At 71.1% G+C, this 23,364-nt stretch carries 18 protein-coding genes; 13 read left to right on the forward strand and 5 right to left on the reverse strand.

The window, feature by feature from the left end; genetic code table 11:
- Positions 1-199 precede the first annotated feature (199 nt).
- Positions 200-1,786 carry a phospholipase D-like domain-containing protein gene (locus tag ABTY59_RS16105; RefSeq protein ID WP_352019553.1) on the forward strand — a complete coding sequence of 529 codons (1,587 nt, stop codon included), beginning with the start codon at positions 200-202 and terminating at the stop codon, positions 1,784-1,786.
- A gap of 40 nt (positions 1,787-1,826) precedes the next feature.
- Here ABTY59_RS16105 and ABTY59_RS16110 read toward each other — a convergent pair whose 3' ends face one another.
- Together ABTY59_RS16110 and ABTY59_RS16115 are read right to left on the reverse strand one after the other, a co-directional pair.
- Positions 1,827-2,765 (reverse strand): hypothetical protein, encoded by a 939-nt coding sequence (locus ABTY59_RS16110; RefSeq protein WP_352019554.1) that lies wholly within the window; start codon positions 2,763-2,765, stop codon positions 1,827-1,829.
- A gap of 2 nt (positions 2,766-2,767) precedes the next feature.
- Positions 2,768-3,169, reverse strand: a complete 402-nt coding sequence (locus ABTY59_RS16115; protein WP_352019555.1) for a hypothetical protein — start codon at positions 3,167-3,169, stop codon at positions 2,768-2,770.
- Positions 3,170-3,266: 97 nt separating this feature from the next.
- Here ABTY59_RS16115 and ABTY59_RS16120 point away from each other — a divergent pair, with 97 nt between their 5' ends.
- Together ABTY59_RS16120 and ABTY59_RS16125 are read left to right on the forward strand one after the other, a co-directional pair.
- Positions 3,267-4,646: a tetratricopeptide repeat protein gene (locus tag ABTY59_RS16120; RefSeq protein ID WP_352019556.1), complete on the forward strand. Its 1,380-nt coding sequence runs from the start codon at positions 3,267-3,269 to the stop codon at positions 4,644-4,646.
- Entirely contained in the window at positions 4,643-7,498 is a 2,856-nt protein-coding gene (locus ABTY59_RS16125; protein WP_352019557.1) for a CHAT domain-containing protein, read from the forward strand. Before ABTY59_RS16120 ends, ABTY59_RS16125 begins: the two co-directional genes overlap by 4 nt.
- A 39-nt stretch (positions 7,499-7,537) precedes the next feature.
- Here ABTY59_RS16125 and ABTY59_RS16130 read toward each other — a convergent pair whose 3' ends face one another.
- Positions 7,538-7,921 carry an STAS domain-containing protein gene (locus ABTY59_RS16130; RefSeq protein WP_352019558.1) on the reverse strand — a complete coding sequence of 128 codons (384 nt, stop codon included), beginning with the start codon at positions 7,919-7,921 and terminating at the stop codon, positions 7,538-7,540.
- 668 nt (positions 7,922-8,589) lie between these two features.
- On the opposite strand from ABTY59_RS16130, the gene ABTY59_RS16135 reads away from it, so the two are divergent.
- From ABTY59_RS16135 to ABTY59_RS16155, 5 genes are all read left to right on the forward strand, one after another.
- A complete protein-coding gene (locus ABTY59_RS16135; protein WP_352019559.1) occupies positions 8,590-9,906 on the forward strand; it encodes a phytase in 1,317 nt (438 codons plus the stop codon).
- 417 nt (positions 9,907-10,323) lie between these two features.
- Positions 10,324-11,409, forward strand: a complete 1,086-nt coding sequence (locus ABTY59_RS16140; protein WP_352019560.1) for a hypothetical protein — start codon at positions 10,324-10,326, stop codon at positions 11,407-11,409.
- A gap of 140 nt (positions 11,410-11,549) precedes the next feature.
- Complete coding sequence (locus tag ABTY59_RS16145) at positions 11,550-12,563, forward strand: ABC transporter ATP-binding protein (protein WP_352019561.1); 1,014 nt, start codon at positions 11,550-11,552, stop codon at positions 12,561-12,563.
- On the forward strand, positions 12,560-13,396 hold the full coding sequence (locus tag ABTY59_RS16150; protein ID WP_352019562.1) for an ABC transporter permease: 837 nt from the start codon (positions 12,560-12,562) through the stop codon (positions 13,394-13,396). The genes ABTY59_RS16145 and ABTY59_RS16150 overlap by 4 nt, the downstream gene beginning before the upstream one ends.
- A 20-nt stretch (positions 13,397-13,416) precedes the next feature.
- A complete protein-coding gene (locus ABTY59_RS16155) occupies positions 13,417-14,202 on the forward strand; it encodes an ABC transporter permease (RefSeq protein ID WP_352019563.1) in 786 nt (261 codons plus the stop codon).
- A 91-nt stretch (positions 14,203-14,293) separates the two neighbouring features.
- Here the strand turns inward: ABTY59_RS16155 and ABTY59_RS16160 are convergent, their stop codons facing one another.
- Together ABTY59_RS16160 and ABTY59_RS16165 are read right to left on the reverse strand one after the other, a co-directional pair.
- A complete protein-coding gene (locus tag ABTY59_RS16160; RefSeq protein ID WP_352019564.1) occupies positions 14,294-15,940 on the reverse strand; it encodes a hypothetical protein in 1,647 nt (548 codons plus the stop codon).
- Positions 15,941-15,998: 58 nt separating this feature from the next.
- Positions 15,999-17,021 (reverse strand): ParB/RepB/Spo0J family partition protein, encoded by a 1,023-nt coding sequence (locus ABTY59_RS16165; RefSeq protein ID WP_352019565.1) that lies wholly within the window; start codon positions 17,019-17,021, stop codon positions 15,999-16,001.
- 738 nt (positions 17,022-17,759) lie between these two features.
- Here ABTY59_RS16165 and ABTY59_RS16170 point away from each other — a divergent pair.
- From ABTY59_RS16170 to ABTY59_RS16190, 5 genes are all read left to right on the forward strand, one after another.
- A complete protein-coding gene (locus ABTY59_RS16170) occupies positions 17,760-18,740 on the forward strand; it encodes a TauD/TfdA family dioxygenase (RefSeq protein ID WP_352019566.1) in 981 nt (326 codons plus the stop codon).
- A gap of 42 nt (positions 18,741-18,782) precedes the next feature.
- Positions 18,783-19,916, forward strand: coding sequence for an inosamine-phosphate amidinotransferase 1 (locus ABTY59_RS16175; protein ID WP_352019567.1), 1,134 nt, complete (start codon positions 18,783-18,785; stop codon positions 19,914-19,916).
- 155 nt (positions 19,917-20,071) lie between these two features.
- Positions 20,072-21,022 (forward strand): ornithine carbamoyltransferase, encoded by a 951-nt coding sequence (locus ABTY59_RS16180; RefSeq protein WP_352019568.1) that lies wholly within the window; start codon positions 20,072-20,074, stop codon positions 21,020-21,022.
- On the forward strand, positions 21,019-22,266 hold the full coding sequence (gene ectB / locus ABTY59_RS16185) for a diaminobutyrate--2-oxoglutarate transaminase (RefSeq protein ID WP_352019569.1): 1,248 nt from the start codon (positions 21,019-21,021) through the stop codon (positions 22,264-22,266). The genes ABTY59_RS16180 and ectB overlap by 4 nt, the downstream gene beginning before the upstream one ends.
- Before the next feature lie 48 nt (positions 22,267-22,314).
- Entirely contained in the window at positions 22,315-23,277 is a 963-nt protein-coding gene (locus ABTY59_RS16190; protein ID WP_352019570.1) for an NAD-dependent epimerase/dehydratase family protein, read from the forward strand.
- The last annotated feature ends 87 nt before the right edge of the window (positions 23,278-23,364 follow it).

Raw genomic sequence — 23,364 nt, forward strand, 5'->3', positions numbered from 1 at the left:
GTGTGCGGGGGCGAGGCGGGTGACCGGCAGGGCCTAGCGGGGCAGTTGGCGCGTGCGACGCGATATCGGCCGAAAGTCCCCTGGGCTGGGGTGAACTGGTGGCTACGTGCTGGTAACTTACGCGAGTTGATCAAGGTCGAGGCCCCGCCTGCGGCGCCGTCGACCGAGCCACCCCCCCCAAGCAAGGAACCGAACCACCTTGGCACGCACCTTCCGCGCGATGGCCCTGCCACTCGCGCTCTCCAGCCTCCTGCTGTCCGCCGCCCCCGCGCTCGCCGACTCGCCCACACCGCACCTCGACAGCGTCGAACAGTCCCTGCGCCAGGTCTCGCCCGGCCTGGAGGGCTCCGTCTGGGAGCGCACGGAGGGCAACCGGCTCGGCGCCTCCGCTCCCGGCGGCGCCGACTGGCTGCTCCAGACCCCCGGCTGCTGGGACGATGCCACGTGCGCCGACCGCCCCGGCTCCCGCCGTCTGCTGGAGAAGGTGCGCGAGGACATCGCCGCGGCCCGGCACAGCGTGGACATCTCCACACTGGCCCCGTTCCCCAACGGCGGCTTCCAGGACGCGATCGTCGCAGGCCTGAAGGAGGCGACGCAGAGGGGCAACCGACTCCAGGTCCGCGTCCTGGTCGGCGCCGCGCCCGTCTACCACGCCAACGTCATCCCGTCCTCGTACCGCGACGAGCTGGTGACCAAGCTCGGGCCCGCTGCTGCGAACGTCACCCTCAACGTCGCCTCGATGACGACCTCGAAGACCGGATTCTCCTGGAACCACTCCAAGCTGGTCGTCGTGGACGGCAGTTCGGTCATCACCGGCGGCATCAACAGCTGGAAGGACGACTACCTCGACACCGCCCACCCGGTGAACGACGTCGACCTCGCGCTGTCGGGACCGGCCGCCGGCTCCGCCGGCCGCTACCTGGACACGCTGTGGGACTGGACCTGCCGCAACAAGAGCAGCTGGACCAGCGTCTGGTTCGCCTCCTCCAACGGCGCGGCCTGTCTGCCCACCCTGCCCCGGCCCGCCGCCCCGCCGGCCGACGGTGACGTCCCGGCCCTCGCGGTGGGCGGCCTCGGTGTCGGGATCCGCCAGAGCGATCCGTCCTCGTCGTTCCGGCCCGTCCTTCCGACGGCCTCCGACACCACCTGCGGGTTCGGCGTGCACGACTACACCAATGCCGACCGCGACTACGACACGGTCAACCCGGAGGAGACCGCCCTGCGCGCTCTCGTGGCCAGCGCCACCGAGCACATCGAGATCTCTCAGCAGGACATGAACGCGACCTGCCCGCCGCTGCCCCGCTACGACATCCGCCTCTACGACACCCTCGCCGCGAAGCTCGCCGCCGGAGTGAAGGTGCGCATCGTGGTCAGCGACCCGGCCAACCGCGGCACCATCGGCAGCGGCGGCTACTCGCAGATCAAGTCGCTGTCCGAGGTGAGCGACGCCCTGCGCGGCCGTCTGAAGGTCCTGACCGGCGACGAGCCGAAGGCGCGGGCGGCGATGTGCCGGAACCTGCAGCTCGCGACCTTCCGCGCCTCGGACGAGCCGACCTGGGCGGACGGCAAGCCGTACGCGCAGCACCACAAGCTGGTCTCCGTGGACGACGCCGCCTTCTACATCGGCTCCAAGAACCTGTACCCCTCCTGGCTCCAGGACTTCGGCTACGTGATCGAGAGCCCCGCCGCCGCCCGCCAGCTGGCGGACAGGCTCCTCGCCCCGCAGTGGAAGTACTCGCAGACGACCGCCACGTACGACTACACGCGCGGCGTCTGCCAGGGCTGACACCCGCAGACAGAAACCGCGCGCGAGGGGGTGCGGCCCGTCACGGCGCGGGCGGCGGGGAGCCCTCCAGGCGGCGTGTGACCTCCTGTCCGAGGGCGTACGGGGGTGCGGTGGCGGCGGTGTCGATCCCCAGCCGGTCCGCGGCCTCGCGCAGGTGCAGCCGGCAGGTGGCCTCCAATGCCCTCGCCCAGGCGTCCGAAGCGGCACGGGTGCGGCGCCGGGCCGTGACCGCGATGCCCGCGGCGAGCGGCAGGGCGGGCCACCACCACACGAAGAGCGGCAGATACAGCAGGGCCCACCCGCCCAGCGCCGTGGCCCGGGCGAGGTCGTCGCGGACGGTGGTGAGCTGCGCGCGCTCGCCGTCGGAGACCAGCAGCCACAGGTAGGGCCAGCACACGGCGACGTCGAGCCCCAGGTCCCGTTCCAGGCGGACGGCGGTCGCGTTCAGCCGGTCTCCGCTCCAGGTGGGCCTGTCCGGACACTCCTCGGCGATGTCACGCATGGACCGGAGCGCCGCCAGCCGGGGCGCGGGATCGTGCACCTGCCGCGCCGCGGCGGCCGCTGCCGCCGCCTGCCGGAGCCGGTGCCATTCCCGGGCGGCGCTCCTCCACTCGTCCCGTCGGTGGTCGACGCGCCGCGCGACCCACCGGCGCGGCCAGGCGGGCAGCCGCCGCCACTCCGAAGCCAGCGCGAGGCGTTCGAGTGCGGTGCCCAGCCACTGGGCGGCCATGCCGGCGACAGCGGCTCCCACGAGCACGCCGAGCACGAGCACGGTCGCCCCGCCGATGCCCTCCTCGGCCTTCGTCCTGGCCAGGGAATCGAGCCAGGACACCAGTCGTGACAGGTCCAGTGCGTGCCCGTGACCCAGGGCGTGGCCGGCCGTCGCCACCGCCAGGTAGAGCGCGCCGGGCAGCACGAGGAGGGACATCCAGCGTTCGGCCAGCTTCTTCCCCAGCTCGGACGCGAAGGCCGTCAGCATCGCTACAGCTTCCTGCGCCGCAACGGCGCCTCGGAGAGCGCGCACCGCTCCGTCGGCGACACGTCGTCGGGCAGCCAGAAGCGGGAACAGCGGTCCGTGGGGCAGAGGTACACCGACTCTCCCGCCGTCGAGGGCTCGATGCCGGTGGCCGTGGAGGGATCATGCACACCGCGCAAGGCTCCGTAGAGGCCGTGGGGGTCTCCTGACGCCTGGAGCGCGGCGTCGAGTTCGTCGAGCGCGGCCACGGGATCGGCTCCGGTGCGCAGGGCGTCGATCGCGCGGTCCAACGGGTCCGCGTCGCCGATCCGCGACACCAGGAACGGCCGGTAGCGCTCCCCCCGTTCGCACACGGCCGTCGTCGCGGCCCTGGTCATCGCCTGGCGGACCTCAGCGGATTGCGGCACTTTACCCCCCTGTGTACAGCATGCACTCCATGGGAGATTATGGGGCAAGTTCGTTGCTGTGTACGAGAGTTGTGTCCATCGAAGGTGGCGGGGCGGCATGCACGGAGATTCCGGGGACGCGCTGCGGCAGGAACTGCTGTCCGCGGTACTGGACGAACTGCGGGTGATCGAGGAGACCAACGACATAGCGGGGCTCGGCCGACCGGAGGCCGAGGAGCGCGTGGCCAGGCTGGAATCCTGGCTCGACGAGAACGCATACGCCGATCTGTACGTGGGCCAGGTCCTCGGCTGGCTGACCTGGTACCGGGCCCACCTCGATCCCGCGGGGGCACGCGAGCCACGGATCCGCCGCGCCCTCGAACTCCTCGCCACCTGCTACGAGAACGGCGTGTCCCACCTGCCCGTGCCGCTGCTGCCCTACCTCGCCGACGGTGCCGAGGCCGAGGCCGAGGACGCGCTGCGACGCCTGCTGGTCGTCGACGACCCCGAGCGACTCGCGCACACGGTGACGCTCTGGCACCGCATCGTCGGCGACACGCCGCAGGAGTCGCCCGACCGCTCCACGCGGCTGTCCAACCTGGCCGTCGCCCTCCACCTCCGCGTCGTGCGCGCAGGCCCGGACCCCGACCTCTCGGATCTGGACTCGGCGGTCGAGCTGTTCACGGCCGCGGCCGCCGCCCGGCAGGAGCAGGCCTCCGGAGCGCGCGACCTCGCCGACGCGGGGCAGGTACTGCTGACCAGGTACGGGTTCACCGAGGACCGCGGCGACCTGGACGGTGCCGTCGTGAAGTTCCGGGAGGCCGTGGCCCTGTCACCCGACTCGCCCTCCTGTCTGCTCCAGCTGGGCCGCGCGCTGCGCGGACGGTTCGCCGTGGCCGCCGACCCCGCGGACCTCACCGAGGCCCTCGCCTCTCTGCGCACCGCCGACCGGGTCGCGCCACCGGACGACCCCGAGCGGGGCAGGATCCACGAGTACCTGGGCGCGGCGCTCCGGGACCTGGCCGCCCGGACGGACCGGATGGCGGACCTGGACGCTGCCGTGGCCCAGTTCGACCTGGCGCTCGCGCACGTGCCCGAGGGCCACGCGGACCGGGAACGGGTGGGCGCCCGGCGGGCGGAGGCCGTGGGACGGCGGGAATCGGTCCACGAGGCGCGGGACATCCTGCGGCTCATGACCGAAAGCGTGCCTCCCGTGCCCGGACCGATCCCGGGACAGGACGACGACGACCCCGCGATCACCCTCATGGGCATCGGCGGAATGTGCCGGCTGCGCGGCCGGACCGACGCCGAGCCCGAGGCGACGCACTGGCTGGATATGGCCATCGCCTACTACCGGGCCGCCCTGGCCACGGCGGAACCGGACCACCCCGACCGGGCCGACATGCTCTCACTCCTCGGCACCGCCCTCGCCGCGCGAGGGGCCTCCGGCTCTCCCGCGTCCCCCGAGGACGGCGCGGACGCGAGCGGAGCACCGTGACGGACGACTACGACGAGGCCGTGGCCTTGTTGGAGGAGGCGGTCCGGGCCACCGCTCCCGACCACCCCGCCCGCTCGGGCCGCCTCGCGCTCCTGAGCTCGGCCCTGCGGGCCCGCTACCAGGCCCACCGCGACCCGGACGACCTGAACGCAGCCGTCGCGCGCTGCGAGGAGGCACTGCGTCTGCCGCTGAAGGACGCGGCGGAGCGCACCGGGCTGCTGATCTCGCTCGGGAGCATGCTGGAGTCGCGCGCTTTCCGGACCGGCGGCGCGCAGGACGCCGAGGCCTCCGTGGCGGCCTTCACATCGGCCTCGGAGAACTGTCCCGTCGACAGCCCGGACCACGGACGGCTGCTCCACGGCCTCGGCACCGCCCTGCTCACGCGCTACGAGTGCGCCGGCCGCCTCCAGGACGTCGACGCAGCCGTCGAGAGGCTCTCGCAGGCCGTGGCGCACGAACCGGGCCGCGGGCCCGAACACGGAGAGCGGCTGGCACGGCTCGCCTGGGCCCTGCGGTTGCGCTACGGCCGCACGGAGGAGCGTGCGGACCTGGAGGCCGCGGGAGGATACGCGTACACCGCGTTCACCGTGACCCCGCCGGACCACCCGGCGCGCCCCGAACGGGCGAGCGACCTCGGCGGATTCATGGTCGACCACTACGAGCGCACCGGGGAGCCCGAGTTCCTGGAGCACGGTGTGAACCTGCTGGAGCAGGCCGCGGCGGCGGCCGGAACGCACCGGCCCGTCGCCCTCCATCACCTCGGAGCCGCCCTGCACCGCCGCTACGACGCCCGGGGCCTGCCGGAGGATCTGGACCGGGCGATCGCCGCGCTGACCGCCGCGGTCCAGACGGCGGACCCGGGCAGCATGAGCCTGCTCGCCTCGCTGTCGGGCCTGGCGAACGCCCTCCACGCACGGGCCCTGAGCCCCGGGGCGGCGGACGCCGCCACCGACCTGGACCGGGCGGCCGGCCACCTGGAGGCAGTCCTGGACGCCTTGCCCGCCGGGCGTCCCGCCGCCGCCGTCTCGGCATCGATCCTCGCCGGCGTCCTCAGCGACCGGCACGACCGCGGGGGCGCGGCGGACGACAGGGCCGGGGCGATCCTCTGGGGCGTCCGGGCGTGGGAGGAGGAGGAAGCGGACGCGGACGTCCGCATCACCGCCGCGTTCGTCGTCGCTCGCATGCTGGCGGCCGAGGACCCCGACCGAGCGGCCGACCTCGCCGAGGCCGCCATCGGTCTGCTGCCGCGGCTCGCCACCCTCTACGCGTTCCGGGCGGACCGCCAGGCCATGCTGTCCCGCCTCGGCGGGTCGACCGGAACGGCGGCCGCTCTCGTGCTGGCGGCCCGGCGCGGAACCGACCGGCAGCGGGCCGAACGTGCCTTCCGCGTCCTGGAATCGGGGCGGTCGGTGCTGCTCGGTCACGCCCTCGGCACCCGCGGCGACCTGGCGGAACTCGCCCGGACCGATCCCGAACTGGTCGCGCGATTCCGGGAGGTACGGGGCCTGGTCGAGCACCCGGTCCCCGAGGCGTCGCCTCCGGTGGGGGACTCGAAGATCGCGGCCGAGGCAGGCCGGCGGGCGCGCGCGGCAGCCGAACAGCGCCGCCGGGCCGCCGAGCTCGCCGACCTCACCCGGCAGGTCCGGGCGCGGCTGGGCGGTTTCGGGGAGGCGCCGACGCTCGACGAGGCGCGCGCCGAGGCCGCGGAGGGCGCCGTGGTGATGCTGAACGTCAGCGAGCTGCGCTGTGACGCGCTGCTGCTGACCCGGGACGACCTCACGTCCGTGCGGCTCACGGCCCTGGAGCCGGCGACCGTCGGCCGCCAGGTGTCGGTCTTCCGCACGGCCGTCGACACGGTGGCCACGACCGAGGACTTCGCTGAGGTCGCGACCGCACAGGACGCCATGGCTTCGGTGCTGGAATGGCTGTGGGACGGCGTGGCCGAGCCCGTGCTGACGGCACTGGGCCACACGGGGCCGCCCGGCGACGGCGAGCCGTGGCCGCGGCTGTGGTGGGCGCCCGGCGGGGTCATGGGGCTGCTGCCGCTGCACGCCGCCGGCCACCGCACCGGCCCTGCGGGCCGCCGGGTGCTGGACCGCGTGATCAGCTCGTACACCCCCACCCTGCGCGCGCTGCGCCACGCCCGCGAGCAGGCACGGCGGCAGGGGGCCGGGCCCGTCGCGCACCACGCGCTGCTGGTGGCCATGCCGCTCACTCCCGGGCTGCCGGGCGGCGCCCCCCTCTCCCAGGCCCTGGACGAGGTCGCCCGGGTCAGGACCCACGTCGGCGAGGTCACCTTCCTGTGCAACCCGGAGGTCGCCACCGATCCGCCCGCGGACGGCCCGGCCGTCCGCTCCGAGGTGCTGGACAGGCTCCCCGGCGCCACGATCGCGCACTTCGCGTGCCACGGCACGACACACAGCACCGACCCCTCGGAGAGCAGGCTCCTCCTGCACGACCATCAGCACAGCCCCCTCACCGTCCAGGACCTGCTGCCCGCCGAGCTGGACGGCGCCCGGCTGGCGTACCTGTCGGCGTGCGGCAGCGCTTCGGCGACGGCCGGCGGCGGACTCCGGGACGAGGCCGTGCACCTCGCGTCCGCCTTCCAGCTCGTCGGCTTCCCCCATGTGATCGGTTCCCTGTGGGACATCGACGACCGGACGGCCGCCACCCTTGCCGACGCCTTCTACACGGCCTTGCGCACCGGCTCGGAACCACCCGACACCGACCGCGCGGCGTGGGCGCTCCATCAGGCGGTCCGGGGCATCCGCGACGGCACGGACCTGCCAGGCCCGTACGACCGTAGCCGCAACCCGTACCTCTGGGCGGCGTACCTGCACGCCGGTGCCTGAGCGACAGGCCGGACCAGGTGGGCATGCCCGCTGTTCTCCTCAGGCCTCGAAGACGAACAGCTGGGTCGTGTCGGTGAGGTCGAACAGGTGGCGCAGGTGGGTGGGCAGGGGCCCCGCCAGGATGAGCGTGCCAGGGCTCCTGATGGCGCGGATGAGGGCGTGGAGGAAGAAGGAGTCGCCGAAGGTGACCGCGGTCAGGTCGAGCCGGATGAGGGTGGCGCCGTCGTTGCGGGCGTCGGCCAGGGCACGGTGCAGGCAGGCGACGCTGTCCATGTCGAACTCTCCGGTCGCGTGGACGAGCGCGGTGCCGTCGTACCGGGTCGCCTGCCGGTACACGCTGGCTCCGTCGGGGCCGCTGTAGATGTGACCGCTGATGGCGGGCGCGTACGGGTCTTCGCAGTCGGCGCGGTCGTCGCTCTTCATGAGCGCTGCACCTCCGGTTCGGGGACGGCAGTGCCGCCAGGTGTGACCGTCTGGACAGGCGGGGTGTGCGCGGTCCGGGGACGGACCGTGAGGGTCAGGGCGATACCGAGCCCCTCGCACAGCCGGCGCACCCGTGGGAGCACGGGGAGTGACGCCCCGGTGGCCGGGCCCGAGGGCTCCAGGAGCATGGCGCGCGCCTTTCCGCGGGCACACGGCACCCCTGGCACTGACGCGGGGGATTCCTGGTGCGGCGCAGTCAGGTCGTCGGATTCACGGGTGACGGGGCCGTCACGAGGGCGTCAACGACCTGAGCCGGGGAAGAGGTCCCCGGCCGTTCGGCCGGCGGAAGAACCAACCCTCCGGGTTGGAAGGAGGTGCACGGGTGCACGTCCACCGGCCTTCTTGCGGTTTCCTACGCTCTGCACATACCCGCACCGCACCTTGATCACCCGGTGGCAGCCGGCGCCCGGTGGCTGCGGGCCCGGTCGGCGCCGTCGAGGGGAGGCGGGTCGGCTGGATCCCGTGTTCATCGCACAGGGGCCGATCGAACCGTCGGCCCCGTACCGGCGGAACGCGCAGAAGGTCACCCGCTGTTCACGGCCACGTTCCGATGCCTTCGGCACGTCCCCATAGCCTCCCGGGCGTTCACCTTCCTACCAAGGAGTAGCATGAGTGCTTTCGCCCTCAGCGCCCTGACCGCGCTGGCCACCGCGTTCGCCTTGACGACCGGTCCCGCCGCCCCGGTGACCGTCACAGCCGCCGTGGAGACTCCGGCGGTGTACGACGACGAGGCGGGCGGCAACGCCGACGCCGATGACCCGGCCGTCTGGGTCGACCCCCGAAATCCGGGCCGCAGCATCGTCGTCGGCACGCTGAAGGAGGCCGGCCTCGACGTGTACGGGCTCGACGGACGACGGCTGCAGCACATCGCGGCGCCCGCGGCCCCGGACGAGGACGCCAAGCCCGGCCGCTTCAACAACGTCGACATCGTCTACGGGTTCGAGCTGCGCGGCCGGAAGACGGACCTGGCGCTCGTGAGTGACCGGGGCCGTGACCGCGTCCGCGCGTACGCCATCGACCCGGCCGCCGTCGCGGCCGGCAGGCCGCCCCTGAGGGACGTCACCGCTCCCGGCGTGGCACCGGTCTTCGCCGCCGACGAGAGCGAGGTCGAGAACCAGCGGACCTCCTACGGCCTCGCCGCCTTCAGCGAGGACGACGACGCCTACGTGGTGGTGTCGCAGCGCGAGGAGACCCGTCTGCGGCTCCTGCGACTGGAGGACCGCGGCGGGCGCGTCGGCTACCGGACCGAGGACACCCTCGACCTGCCCGCCACCTTCACCCTGCCCGACGGCAGGGCGTGGACCCCGTGCGCGGACCCCGGCGAGCGCCCTCAGGTCGAGGGCATGGCCGTCGACCTGGAGGAGCACGTCCTGTACGCCGCCCAGGAACGCGTGGGCCTGTGGCGGATCGACCTGGACGACGAGAAGTTCGAGGAACCGAAGCTGGTCGATCGCGTCCGGGAGTACGGCACGCCGTGGACGTACGACGCGACACAGGAGGAGTGCGCCCTCGACGCGGCGCACGACCCCGGCTACGGCGGTGAGCACCTGAGCGCCGACGCGGAGGGCATCACCGTGTACCACGCCGCGGACGGTACGGGGTACGTGCTCGCCTCCAGCCAGGGAGACAACGCCTTCGCCGTCTACGAGCGCGAGGGCGACAACGCGTACGTCGGCTCGTTCCGCATCGGCGACGGCGCGGTCGACGGCGTGCAGCACTCCGACGGCTCCACCGTGGTCAACGTACCCCTGGGCCGGAACTTCCCCAAGGGCATGCTGATCACCCACGACGGCGAAGCGACCCCTGCCGACGGGGACCGGGCGGGCACCGGATTCAAGTTCGTCCGCTGGGATGCCGTGGCCGGCGCCTTCCCCGAACCGCTGACGGTCGACACCCGCTCCTTCGACCCGCGCGACGCGGACTGACGCCACGCCCCGTTCGCGCGCCCGGCCCCAGCCGACTTTCCTCGCGCACCGTGACCTGCCCGGGTTTCACCGAGCGGCACGTCACCGAGGCCCGGCCGGGGTCGGGCCTGACGCGGCCCGCCGCTGCGGAAGGGCTCCAGCCATGGGTCCGGCGACGAGATCGTACAAGCGCGGGACGAGGAGGAGAAGCGTGAGCGCTCCCGCGCGGCACGCGGGTGGACAGGGCGCGAGGCCTCTGGTGGGGTAGCGGAGTCTTCGGAAGCCGGTACCAGCGGGGGCGCCCGGAAGGGCGCGGGGAGTGGAGACGGCATCGCTCGGGGGGCGCGGGATCTCCTCGCGTGGCCCGCCCACGTCTGCCCGCGACCCTGGGGAACCGGCCGTGAACGTTTCCTCTAGCTCGATTGTCGAGGCTGAACCATGGCAACGGCCCGCTTGAGCGTGACCGTCATGACCCACCCGGCCCGCTCCGCGATGGCGAGCGGTCTGGTCGCCCTGCTCGGCGGCGAGGTCACGGTGGTCACGGATCCGGAGCCCGGTGGAGCGCCCAACCCTCTGCGGACGAGCGTCGAGGCGTGGGCGGCGTTCGAGGAGGGCGCGACGCACCATCTGGTGCTTCAGGACGATGTCGTGCCGTCGGAGGATCTGCTGACCGTCGCGCGTGCGGCAGCGGTGAGGTTTCCTCGTTCGGCCGTGGCCTTCTATGCGAATTGGGACGGACCCGACGGCTCTGCGGTCCGGCTGGGCGCACTCGCCGGGGCCGGGTGGGTGGAGGCGATAGACGAGATCTATACGCCGACCCTGGCTCTGATGCTTCCTGTGGAGCATGCGGCCCGTTTCTCGGAAGAGGCGCGTCCCATTGTTCCGAAGCGGCGTGAGGACGACGCGGTGATGCTGGATTATCTGGAGCGTCATCACGTACCCGTCGTCGTGTCGATCCCGAATCTGATCGAGCATCAGGGAACGGAGAGCATCGCCGGAAATTCCGCCGAGAGATGGCGGTCCGCGTGCAGCCATCGGAATCTCGGTGTACCGGGTTCCGACGTGCTCGACGGGCTGAACGCCGTTCCTCACTATCGGGAAGGCGCGACGTACGCCCTTGTGCTCGAAGGCGAACGTGCCGGCCGCCGGGTCTGGCGGCGGACGCCCTGGCGCCAGGCGGAGCAGGCACTCGGTGTGGACGCCGCCCGGGTCGACTCCAGTTGGGGCGCCTGGTCAAGGAGAGATCAGGCGGCCCGGTACGTCGAGGGGGCCATCGGCCCTGCCGCGGCGCGCGAGCTCTGGGCCGCGGCGTATCTGATCGGTCTCGCGAGCGAACGACTGCGCCCCGGCGGATGGACTCCCGATGACAAGGTCCGATCGGCGGCATTGAGCACGCTCGGGGTCGGCGGCCTCATTCCGGTGGTCACATGGCACGAGCTTGAGGAAGCCAGGTTCGTGATGCACCATCTGGCAATGGCCGGGGCGGATCACGGCGCATCGGCTGCGGCAGACGCGACCGCATAGCGCCGGGTTTCGCGGTGAAATCTCCTGGAGGAAGCGCGCAGAATGACGATGAGTACGGAATCGACGGCGAAGCAGTTATCCCCGGTGTTCCACCGGGTTCCGGCCGCCCACTCGCCCGCTCCCGGGTTCGGTGATGCCGCATGCCGACGTTGATCAGAGCAGAGGGACTGACCAAGTACTACCGGCGCCCACGCCGTCACGAGGGTGCGTTCGGCGGCCTGAGGACCCTGTTCACCCGGCAGTACGACGAGGTCCGGGCCGTCGACGGCGTCGACTTCACCGTGTCGGAGGGCGAGCTCGTCGGGTATCTCGGGCCCAACGGGGCGGGGAAGAGCACCACCATCAAGATGATGACCGGGGTGCTCGTCCCGACCGGCGGTGTGATCGAGGTTCAGGGCCACGCCCCCTGGCGGGACCGTGAGAAGAACGCGATGCACATCGGCGTCGTGTTCGGGCAGCGCAGCCAGCTCTGGTGGGACCTGCCGCTGGTGGACTCCTTCACCCTGCTGGGAAAGATGTACCGGATGCCCGAGGCGGCGTACCGCCGCAGACTGGACGGGTTCGTCGAGCTGCTCGACCTGGGCCCTTTCCTGGACCGCCCGGTCCGCCAGCTGAGCCTCGGCCAACGCATGCGGGGCGACCTCGCCGCGGCCATGCTCCACGAACCGTCCATCCTCTACCTGGACGAGCCGACCATCGGGTTGGACGCCGTGGCGCGCGACCGGATGCGCGACTTCATCGCCGAGATGAACAGGGAGAGCGGCACCACCATCGTTCTCACCACGCACGACCTCATGGACGTCGAGGCGCTGTGCAAGCGCGTCGTGTTCATCGACCAGGGGCGGGTCCTCTACGACGGCGGTGTCGCCGACCTGAAGGCCGCGTACGCGCCCCACCGCACGCTGGTCGTGCAGCTCGCGACGGGGCTGACAGCGGCCCGGGCCGCGGAACTGCTCGGCCCCGAAGTCCCGGGCGACGTGACCGCGGAGGAGGGACCGACGCTGAGGATACGTTTCGAGGCGAACCGGATCTCGGCCCACGAGATCATCGCGGCGGTGACGAGCCGCTGTCCCGTGACCGACCTCTCGATCGTGGAGCCCGAGCTCGAAGACGTCATGCACACCCTGTACGGCAACCGTCCGATCGCCGTATGAGCGCCGGCCAGGCCACGCGTCCCGCTGGGCCCCTCCGCAACCTGCCCGTCTACCTGCAGATCGTCCGCGCCAGGCTGCGCATCGCGATGACCTACCGTCAGAACGCGCTGTTCATGCTGGCCGTCGTCATCCTCCAGATCTTCATCCTCCGCAAGGTCTGGACGGCGTTGTACGGCGACGCGGCCGTGGTCGACGGCGTCGCGCTGGCCGACGTCCTGGTCTACCTGACGATCGCCAACCTCCAGAACTGGGCGATGCAGGACTCGGCGGTCGGCTCCCACCTGTACGCGCAGGTCCGGGAAGGACGCATCGCCTTCGACATCCTGCGGCCCGCCGGCTTCGTACCGCAGATGCTGGCCCATCTCGCGGGGGGAACCCTCTCCATGGTGCTGTTCGCGCTGGCGGCGCTTCCCCTCGTCGCGCTCGTCGGGACGCTCGGGCCACCCGCCTCCCCGGCGGCCTTCGGGTACTGGCTGCTCAGCCTCCTCGTCGCGTTCGGCATCGCCATGCTGCTCAACCTGATCGTCAGCCTCGGGGCCTTCTGGACGACCGAACTCGGAGCCTTCAGCATGCTCTTCACCCTCGTCAGCCAGTTCCTGGCGGGAGTACTCGTCCCGTTGTACTTCTTCCCGGACTGGCTGCGGACGGTCGCCGAACTCCTGCCGTTCCAGGCGATGACGTTCACCCCCGTCGCCCTCTACGGAGGCCGGCTGGCGGGCGTCGAAGCAGCCCAGGCGATCGGCGTCCAGCTTCTGTGGATCGTGCTGCTGGCGGGCACCGTCCGGCTGATCTGGTCGCGGGCGCTCCACCGCATCGTGGTCCAGGGAGGGTGACGGCCGTGGGAAGCATGCGCATGACCTTGCTGCTCTACCGGGCGGCGGTGCGGGGCGAGATGCAGTACCGGCTGAACTTCGTCATGCTGCTCGCGCTGGGCCTCGTCTACCAGGGCAGCGGCATCGCGTTCGTCTGGACCGTGTTGCGCACCTTCGACTCCATCGCCGGCTGGACGTTCGGAGAGCTGGCCTTCCTGTACTCGCTGCGCCTGATGGCGCACGCCGTCTGGGTCGTCCCGTTCAACCAGGTCGCGATCATGGACACCACGATCCGCGAAGGACGGTTCGACCGCTGTCTGGTGCGGCCGCTGCACCCGTTCCTCCAGATCGTCACCAGCCGGTTCCGGATGAACGTGATCGGCGACGTGATGGCCGCGGTGATCCTGTTCGCGATCGCCGTGAACCTGGTGGACATCGACTTCTCCCCGCTCAGCGTCGCCTACCTGGTGCTCGCGGTCCTCGGGGGCGCGCTCGCCGAAGGCGCGGCCGCGGTCGTCGTCTCGTCCCTGAGCTTCCGTTCCGTGCAGACGTGGGCGGCGAGCCAGCTCGTCGACAACATCTACCTGATGTTCGGCTCCTACCCGACGCGCGTCTTCGGCGGTGCCCTGACGTGGGGTCTGACCTGGGTGATGCCCGTGGCCGTCGTCGCGTACATCCCGTCGAGCGTCCTCCTGGACAAGACCGACTCCCTCCACCTCTCGGCGCCCGCGGCCGTGGCCGCCCCCCTGATCGGCCTGGTGTGGTTCGCTGCCGCCCTCAAGTGGTGGCAGGTGCGGATGCGCGGCTACCAGAGCGTCGGAGCCTGAGCCGGCTGCCGGGCGAACCGGATACGGCTGTGGCCGGCCACCGCGTGGGGATCACGCGGCGGCCGGCCGGGGAGGGCCGTCGTCCGGCGGGTCAGACGGTGATGGTGAGAGTGGTACGGACGGGGTGGAGGTCGATCTCGGCGGCTGCGGGATCGGCCGCGCCGTCCGGGCCGCCGCTGGACCAGTAGCCGTTCGTCTTGCGGCCGTCGGCCAGCGCGACCTCGTACGTACCGGGGGAGAGGCCCTCGAACAGTGCGGTGGACTCGTACCGCCCCCCGCAGGCCTCGCCCCGGACGCTCCGGGCCGCCAGGACGCCGCTTCCGTCCCCGGCTCCGCCGCCGTCGCTGCGGCGGAGCCGGAGTTCGCCACTGAAGGATCCCTCGTCCTCGTACCAGAAGGGACCGCGCCGGTACTCGACGGTCGCGGTCCAGCGGGCCTCGATGGCGTGGCCGCCGCCTCCTCGGGAGGCCGTCGGGCGGAGCGTGATGCGGTGGACGGCCCGGGTGAGGCCGTCCGAGGAGGAGTAGTCCTCGCCCGTCGGGCCTTCCACGCCCGCCGGACCTCCCACGCCCGCCGGGGGAGTGGAACCGCTCCTCGGCGCCGCGGGCGCGGAGCGGTCGACGCCCCGGTGGACCAGGATCAGACTCCGGCTGCCGTCCACGTCGACGTACGCGACCAACGCCGGGTCGTGCCGGCTCTCGTGGCCCGCGATGACCTCGCCTGCGCTCCACACGCCGTCCCGGTGGACGGCGTGGCACAGCAGGTCGCTGTCCGGAGAGGGATAGACGGCGTGCAGCCCGCCGTCGTAGGAGGCGAGGGACGCACCGCGGCGGCTCGTGAGGCCGTCCAGGGCGACGGCCTCGCTCCACGTGTCGCCGTCGTAGGTGGCGTGCCACAGGCGCAGGTCGTACTCCTGGCGGTAGAGCAGGTGGAGAAGGCCCTCGTGCTCGGCCAGGGCATAGTTCCCCGGAGGCCGCATCGTGGCTGCCTCCGGGGCCTGCTGCCGCTCGGCGTTCACCACGGCGAGCCGCGCACTGCCGCGCCCGTGCCGGACGGGCACCCACGCGCCGTCCTCGGCGAGCGTCGCATGCTGGACGGTCCCGCCCGTCGAGCCTCCGAGTTCCCCACCGGCTCCGTCGACGGCGAAGACCAGGTGCAGCCGGCCTCGGAAGACGGCCAGGCCCGGCCAGCGTCCCGGGCCGTGGTCGTCGCCTTGCCTCCGCACCTCTTCCCACGGGCCGTCGGCCGGTCGGCGGGTCGTTCCGAGGGCGCCGCGGCCGTCGTCCCAGAAGCGGTGGTGCACGGCGTGGACGCTTCCCGCGTACGCGGCGACGGCGGGGGTGTGGAAGGCGAGGTTGCCGTGGTCGAGATCGGCGTCGGGAGTCCACCGGCGGGCCGCGTCGACCGCGGCCGTCGTCCTGGACAGGTCGGCGTCCAAGGACGCTCGGTCCGCGGCCGGCAGGCCCTCGCGGTAGCGGGCTTTCACCTCGTCGACCTCGGCAAGCAGCCCCTTGACGTCCACCGCGGTGTGGGACGTCCAGCGAAGCGGGACGTTCCTCGCCACACCCTGACGGGCTCCCCGGTGGACACAGAACAGGGTGGCGCCGTTCTGGGCGAGAGCCGGTGCGGCCGCGCTTCTGTGGCCGGAGAAGACTCCGTCCCTGCTCCAGCCTTCGGCGGTCGTGTACGTCGAGCGCCAGAGGTCCTGTTCGTGCTCGTGGGCGATCGCGGGGGACATGCGGACTCCTTGGAAGGGACAGACGAGGACGAGACGTCAAGAGATCGCGGCAGGCGGGTCAGTCCCCGGATTCCTCAAGCCTGTTGGCGAGCTCCTGCCAGGCCGCCGCGCACCTGCGGGCGACGTCAGCCACAGCCCTGGCGGAGTGAGGAGGGATCGTCTCGATCACCCTCTCCCAGGTGTCGGAGGTGAGCGCGTGCAGGCTCAGGCTGCGAAGGAGGAAGCGTCCCGTCTCCGTCGACCGCAGGGAGGGGTCGCGCTTGAGTTTGACCCACGTCGGCCCCCGGGCGTCGAGAGGCAGCGACGAGACGGCCTTCGCGAGGGAACGCAGGGAACGGTCGTCGCCGTCGGCCTCCATGAACGTGCCGGCGTCCTTGGAGGTCGGTCCGAGGAGTGGGTTCTGCCCCTCCCGCAGGCTGTTGCGCACCCTCCTCGCGGTGTTCGGTGACACGCCCGTGGCCCTCGCGATCTCGCGCAGTGAGGCATCCGGACGGGCGGTGATGAACTGGCTCGCTCGTTGGCGCCCGAAGTTGACGTCCAGCGGGTGGTATCTCCCGTCCTTTCCCACCCTGCGCTTCTGCCTCTCGGGCGCCCCTGCTTTCTGGCCGCGCAATCTGGCGACCGTCTTGTCGGAGAGGCTGGTGATCTCGGAAATGGCCCGGTTCGACCATTCCGGGTGTATTCCGAGTATCCGTAAGGCGGCGTTGCGGCGGTCCGCCAATTGCAAAGGCAGGCCATGCATGGTGTTAAGCTTCACTGCCAGGAGATAGGCCTGTTCGTCGCTGCCCCTGAAAAGCCGGGCCCGGATTTCCGACTCTCCTCTGATGATGGCCGCCTGCACTCGATGCAGGCCGTCGATCACCTTCATCGAATCCTGATGCACGAGGATGGGAGGGAGGGTGCCGTCGATTTCCGCGAGCGTGTCGACGTGGGCCGCGCAGATCCCTTTCGAGCGAGGTGATTCCGTGAGGACTAAATCGGTGACCGGAACCTCCACCACTGGTAGGTCTTCGTCGGGTGAAAACTGCCTCAGTACGGTTTCGACATCATGCTTGGTCAGCTCGATTTCGGGCGTATTCATGAAGTGACTCCCCCACTGGTGCGTCCATCGATGATCATGCGTCATGCGCTTGGACGAGGTCAATGGGGAGTCAAGTGCGGCTCATGGGGCTTCTGTTGCACGAATAATGCAGGCTAGTTGTTTAAGGTTCCTTAAAAAGGATCTCGTTGAGGTGTTCATGTCCTCGACGTGGGTGTCTCCTGGTGCCTCACCTGGTCGGGCTGCGGCCTGACGCGCGGGAAATCGTACGGTGAGCTCACCGTGCATGCCCGTGAAGGGCGGTTTCGGCGCAATCCCGCGCAAGGATCCCAAGATGTCACGGGGGTGGTCGTGCAATCGCGGAAATTCCGCGGTTGCACACGCCGGGCGGGCCGCCGGCCGGGAGGCCGCCCGTCCGGACCCGCAGAGTCCCCGGCGCCGCAGGGTGACGAGAGCCGCTCGCCCCCGGTGAGTTCACCGGAGTACGCCCCACCGCTCCTGCGAAACGACGTCCGGGATTTCCGGGACGGCGCCGTGTGCTTCCCACGGCTCTTGCGATGTCGCGACGGGGCGTGCTCAGATGTTGAACAGGCCGGGCGCAGATCGAAACGCCTCCGCTCATGGCTCCCGAAGTGGAAAGCGCTCCGGGCGATGACACGGCGAGGATATGCCGTAGCGGCATGCGGCAGTCAGGGCCATGTGCGCCCCATTCTTCAACTCCCTTTGTTGGCGCAATGTATTCATGCTCGCATGTGAACGCTGAGATGAGAGGGGACCGGAGTGGCATCCACACGGAAGTCGCCCACGACCACGATCGAGGTACAGCCGCACGAAGCCGAAGAGCTGTGGGCAGCGATCGACAAGCTCGTGGGCGGCAGGGATCTCGAGACCCTCGCCCCCGACGAATTCGTCGACCTGGCGCTCGAAGTGAACTCGTTCCTGCCGGCCTCCCTGCGCCGCCAGGTCATCGCGTACCGGCGCTACGCGCCGGAAGGGGACGTGATCCTCCTGCGTGGGCTCCTCCCGCAGAACACGGAGCTTCCCGCGACGGCGACCGCACCGTACGCACCGCCGCCCCCCGGGCCGGCGCAGTACGCCTCGCTGCTGCTCACCGCGGTGACGGTCATGCTCGGAGAGCCCTTCAACTACGCGAGCCTGTACAAGGGACGCATCGTCCAGAACATGGTGCCGGTGCGGACGATGGAGTTCACCCAGACCAGCCAGAGCAGCACCGGCATGCTCGACTGGCACTGCGAGGACAGCTTCCGCGAGGACCGCTGCGACTACGCGGGTCTGCTCTGTCTGAGGGGCGACACCTCCGCGGCTTCCAAGTACGCCCAGGTCAAGGACGTCGACCTCTCGAACGAACAGCTGTCGATCCTCCGCCAGCCGCGCTACCACGTGCGGCCGGACCCCGCGCACGTACTACCGGACGACATGCCGAAGCGCCCTCTCGCGATCCTCTCCGGATCGGAGTCCTCGCCGGAGATCGCCTACGACACGCACCACCTGGAAGTGGTCGACGAGACCGACGTCGAGGCGGCGGCGGCGCTGAGGGACCTCGGTACGGCGCTGGACGAGGCCGCCATCTCGCACGTGATGCAGAAGGGCGATCTGCTGATCTTCGACAACAAGCGGGTCGTCCACGCCCGCACGCCCTTCAGCGCGCGCTTCGACGGAACGGACCGCTGGCTGATGCGCACCATGATCTGCGGAAGCGCCCTGACCTTCCGCCGCTGGGGCACGCGCATCCCGGACTAGCAGAGCCACTTGAGCCGTAGAGGACAGAGGAGAACCACGCACATGACAGTGGCAGCGGACACGAAGTCCGAAGCAGACCTTGGCATCGACGGCGCGACGCAGCCGGATCACCCGGCGAAGGCGGTGAACTCCTGGGACGAGTTCAGCCCGCTCCGGGAGATCGTCGTCGGCGACGCGACGAGCGCCGGAGTTCCGTCGCAGACCGACCTCTCGGCCTGGCTCAACGACTACCCCGAGCTCACACCGTCCGAACGGGAGCAGGTCGGCGGGCCGTTCCCGAAGCGGGTGATCGAGGAGACGAACGAGGATCTGGCCGACCTCGTGACGACCCTCCGCGACATGGGCGTGGTGGTGCACCAGCCGCCCGCCTCCGACCACGAGCAGGAGTTCGGCGGCCCCGGCTGGAAGACCCGCGGCCGCCACTCGTACTGCCCGCGGGACCTCGCCCTGATCATCGGCTCCACGATCATCGAGACGCCGAGCCCGTCACGCGGCCGGTACTTCGAGCTGTCCAATCTGAGGGAGCTGTTCCAGGACTACCTGCAGCGCGGCGCGCACTGGATCGGCGCCCCGCGGCCGCAGCTGCGGGACGAGCTGTTCCTCACCGACGAGTCGGGCGAACCCATCCTGGGCGAGGCCGAGCCGGCCTTCGAGGCCGCCAACGTCCTGCGGCTCGGTCGTGACGTCTTCTACCAGGTCTCCCGCAGCGGCAACGAGATGGGCCTCCGCTGGCTGCAGTCGACGCTGCAGCTGCTCGGCGACTTCCGTGTGCACCCGCTGCGCGGCCTGTACCAGGGCACGCACATCGACAGCACGATCTGCTTCCTGCGACCGGGCCTGGTGCTGCTCAACCCCGAGCGCGTGAAGGAGGACACCATCCCGGAGCCGCTGCGGGGATGGGACGTCATCTGGTGCCCGCCGATCAACGAGCCGGTGGCGCCGCTGCTCTCGCGGACGCTGAGCACGCCCTGGGTGGGGATGAACCTGCTGATGGTCAGTCCGGAGCTGGCCGTCGTCGACGCCAACCAGACGGAACTGATCCGGGCGCTGGAGGCGAAGGGCATCACCGTCGCGCCGCGGAGGCTGCGCCATTCGCGCGTGCTGGGCGGCGGATTCCACTGCGTCACGCTGGACACGGTGCGTGAGGGCGGGCCCGAACGCTATCTGGACCGGTGAGACGCCGTCCCCCCCCGGGACGACAGGCGCCGTCGTGCTCGTCCGGGACCGCGACGCCGCGGTCCCGGACGAGCGCCGGCCACAGCCGTGACCGGCGGGTTCTCACCGGTCCCATCGGTCACGGGACACGACCTTTACAGGAGCAAGTGGATTCAATGACTGTTGCCTTTCCGAACCGGCGGCCCCTGCTGAGCCTGGCGGATCTCAGCACGGAAGAGATCACGGACATCGGCGAGATCGCGTTCCGCTACGGGCAGGACCCGGACTCCTTTGCGGGCCGGATGGCCCGGACGAGGGTCGGCCTGGTGTTCACCGCCCCGTCGACCAGGACCCGGACGTCGTTCTGGAGTGCGGCGACGACCCTGGGCTGCGACGTGCTGCACCTCGGCCAGGCCGATCTCCAGGTCTCCACGGGCGAGACCTGGAGCGACACCGGCGCGATGCTGGCCAACCACCTCGACGTCGTCGTCGCCCGCACCAACGGACCGCAGCGCGACCTGGCCGAGCTGGCGGAGCACGTACCGGCGACGATCGACGCCCTGACGTACGAGGAGCACCCCACTCAGGCGATCGCGGACCTGTGCGCGATGCGCGAGCACTTCGGTGACGTCACGGGGCTGCGCCTGGCCTATCTGGGCGAGGTGAACAACACGGCACGGTCCCTGGCCCAGCTCGTCTGCAAGCTGCCCTTCCGCAGCATCGACGTCTACACCCCGGACGGCTCGGGGTTCTCCGCGCGGGAGATCGAGTCGCTGAACGCCATCCGGGGCGAAGAGGTCGTCCGCCAGCACCATCGCGTGCCCGAGACGCCGGACGCGGTCGACGCGGTGTACACCACGCGGTGGCAGTCGATGAGCGCGGCCCGGCACGATCAGGACTGGCTGGCACGCTTCGAGGGCTTCGACGTCACCAAGGACCTGGTGCGGCGCTTCAGCGGATCGACCGAAGCGGTGTTCCTGCACGACCTGCCCGCGGTCCGCGAGCAGGAGGTGACGTCCGACGTCCTGGACGGCGACAGCGTGACCTCGCTCGTGCAGCGGCAGGCCCACCACAAGGCGTCCGCCGCCGCGGCGGCGTTGCTGTGGACCTCGGGCGTGCTGTCTTGAGCATCGCCGAGCGGCTCGACTCCGAGGTGCGCAGCTACAGCCGACGGTGGCCGGTGGTGTTCGGCCGGGCCGAGGGAAGCCGGCTCTACGGGGCGGACGGCAGGCCCTACCTGGACTTCTTCGCCGGGGCCGGCACGCTCAACTACGGCCACAACAATCCCGTTCTCAAGCGCGCGCTCGTCGACTACATCGAGAACGACGGGGTCACGCACGCCCTCGACATGTGGACGGAGGCCAGAGGGCACCTGCTGGAAGCGCTGGAGGAGAGGATCCTCGCGCCGCGAGGACTGGCGTACAAGGTCGTCTTTCCCGGTCCCGCCGGGACGAACGCGGTGGAGGCGGCGCTCAAGCTGGCGCGGAAGGCCACCGGACGGACGTGGGTGGCCCACTTCCGGAACGCGTTCCACGGCATGACCCTGGGTGCCCTGTCGGTGAACGGCGACCCGGCGATCCGCCGCACCGCCGGGACGGCCCTCGCGGACCGCGTGGAACTGCCCTACGACGATCACCGTTCCGATGTCGCGGACATCGAGGGCCGGCTGGCGGCCACCGAGGGCGGACTCACCGGGACGGCCGCCGTCATCGTGGAGACCGTGCAGGGCGAGGGCGGCATCAACGTCGCCCGCGTCGAGTGGCTGCGGGAGCTCGCCGCCGTCTGCCGCCGCCACGGCATCCTCCTCATCGTCGACGACATCCAGATGGGCTGCGGGCGCGTCGGCTCCTTCTTCAGCTTCGAGGACGCCGGGATCGAGCCGGACATGGTGTGCCTGTCGAAGAGCATCAGTGGCTACGGGCTTCCGATGGCGCTCACCCTGATCCGGCCCGAGCTGGACGTGTGGAAGCCGGCGGAGCACAACGGCACCTTCCGCGGGTTCAACCTGGCGTTCGTGACCGCGGCCGCGTCGATGCGCCACTACTGGAGCGACGACGAGCTGGAGAAGTCCACCAGGGCCAAGGGAGAACGCGCCGGCGCAGGCCTCCAGCAGATCGTGGCCTCCTACCCCGGGGAAGGTCTGTCGACCTGTGGGCGCGGCCTCGCCCTGGGCCTGAGGACCGCCGGCGGCGCCATCGCCGACCGGATCAGCGCGGCGGCGTTCGAACGCGGTCTCCTGCTGGAGACCTGCGGCCCGGACGGCGGAGTCGTGAAGCTCCTGCCGCCGCTCACCGTCTCCGACGGCGACATCGACCTCGCGCTGGACATCCTCGACACATCCGTGAAGTCGGCGCTCGCCACGCACGTCTGAGCCCGTGGACGAGACCACAGGCCTATGGGAAGCGAGGAAAGAAGAACCATGACGCAGTACGAGGGACGCATAGTGGTCACCGGCGGCGGAGGCTTCGTGGGCTCGCACCTGTGCGAGCGGCTCCTCCGCGAGGGCTTCGCGGTGGTGTGCGTCGACGACTTCAGTACGGGCTCCGTGCGCAACGTCGAGCCGCTGGCCCGCCACTCCGGCTTCGAGCTGCTGGAGGCCGACGTCTCGGCCGGCTTCGCGATCGCGGGCGCGGTCGACGCGGTGCTCCACCTCGCGTCCCCCGCTTCCCCCGTCGACTACCTCAGGCGCCCCCTGGAGACGATGCGGGCCGGCTCCACGGGAACCCAGCACGCCCTGGACCTGGCCTGCGACAAGGACGCCCGCTTCCTTCTCGCGTCCACCAGCGAGGTCTACGGCGACCCGCAGGTCCACCCCCAGCCCGAGAGCTACTGGGGCCATGTGAACCCGGTGGGCCCGCGCGCCGTCTACGACGAGGCCAAGCGCTTCAGCGAGGCGCTGACCGTGGCCCATCGCGAGGCACGCGGCCTGGACGCCCGGATCGTGCGCATCTTCAACACCTTCGGACCGCACATGCGAGCCGACGACGGCCGGATGATCCCCAACTTCATTCGCCAGGCCATCGCCGGAGAGCCTCTGACGGTGGCCGGGGACGGCAGCCAGACCCGCTCCCTCTGCTACGTGAGCGATACCGTGGAGGGAATCCTCCGGCTCCTGTGGGCGGAGGACGAACAGGGGCCGGTGAACATCGGGGGGACGCGCGAGATGACCGTGCTCGCCACGGCCGAGATGATCCGCGGGCTGGTCGGCTCCTCCTCGGCCATCGAGTTCGTCGCTCGCCCCCAGGATGACCCCGGCCTGCGCAAGCCGGACATCAGCAGGGCCGAACGGTCCCTCGGCTGGCAGCCGACGGTGAGCGTCGAGGCGGGGATCAAGCGGACCATCGAATGGTTCCTGGAGAACAGCGTCCTGCTGGGCTCCTGAGCGCGACAGGGGGCCGGCCGACCGGACCGGGCAGGCCCTCGCGGCCACCGGGCCCCCTCGCGCGACGGCGCGACGCGGGCCCGATGG

The organism is Streptomyces sp. NPDC096079 (assembly GCF_040303145.1).
Classification (GTDB): domain Bacteria; phylum Actinomycetota; class Actinomycetes; order Streptomycetales; family Streptomycetaceae; genus Streptomyces.

Bases quoted from the DNA above. Each gene is read 5' to 3' on its own strand.
- ABTY59_RS16180 (WP_352019568.1), top strand. From the start codon at position 20,072: ATGACTGTTGCCTTTCCGAACCGGCGGCCCCTGCTGAGCCTGGCGGAT.
- ABTY59_RS16150 (WP_352019562.1), top strand. From the start codon at position 12,560: ATGAGCGCCGGCCAGGCCACGCGTCCCGCTGGGCCCCTCCGCAACCTG.
- ABTY59_RS16155 (WP_352019563.1), top strand. From the start codon at position 13,417: ATGACCTTGCTGCTCTACCGGGCGGCGGTGCGGGGCGAGATGCAGTAC.
- ABTY59_RS16120 (WP_352019556.1), top strand. From the start codon at position 3,267: ATGCACGGAGATTCCGGGGACGCGCTGCGGCAGGAACTGCTGTCCGCG.
- ABTY59_RS16110 (WP_352019554.1), bottom strand. From the start codon at position 2,765: ATGCTGACGGCCTTCGCGTCCGAGCTGGGGAAGAAGCTGGCCGAACGC.
- ABTY59_RS16140 (WP_352019560.1), top strand. From the start codon at position 10,324: ATGGCAACGGCCCGCTTGAGCGTGACCGTCATGACCCACCCGGCCCGC.
- ABTY59_RS16130 (WP_352019558.1), bottom strand. From the start codon at position 7,921: ATGAAGAGCGACGACCGCGCCGACTGCGAAGACCCGTACGCGCCCGCC.
- ABTY59_RS16165 (WP_352019565.1), bottom strand. From the start codon at position 17,021: ATGAATACGCCCGAAATCGAGCTGACCAAGCATGATGTCGAAACCGTA.
- ABTY59_RS16190 (WP_352019570.1), top strand. From the start codon at position 22,315: ATGACGCAGTACGAGGGACGCATAGTGGTCACCGGCGGCGGAGGCTTC.
- ABTY59_RS16135 (WP_352019559.1), top strand. From the start codon at position 8,590: ATGAGTGCTTTCGCCCTCAGCGCCCTGACCGCGCTGGCCACCGCGTTC.
- ABTY59_RS16175 (WP_352019567.1), top strand. From the start codon at position 18,783: ATGACAGTGGCAGCGGACACGAAGTCCGAAGCAGACCTTGGCATCGAC.
- ABTY59_RS16160 (WP_352019564.1), bottom strand. From the start codon at position 15,940: ATGTCCCCCGCGATCGCCCACGAGCACGAACAGGACCTCTGGCGCTCG.
- ABTY59_RS16145 (WP_352019561.1), top strand. From the start codon at position 11,550: ATGCCGACGTTGATCAGAGCAGAGGGACTGACCAAGTACTACCGGCGC.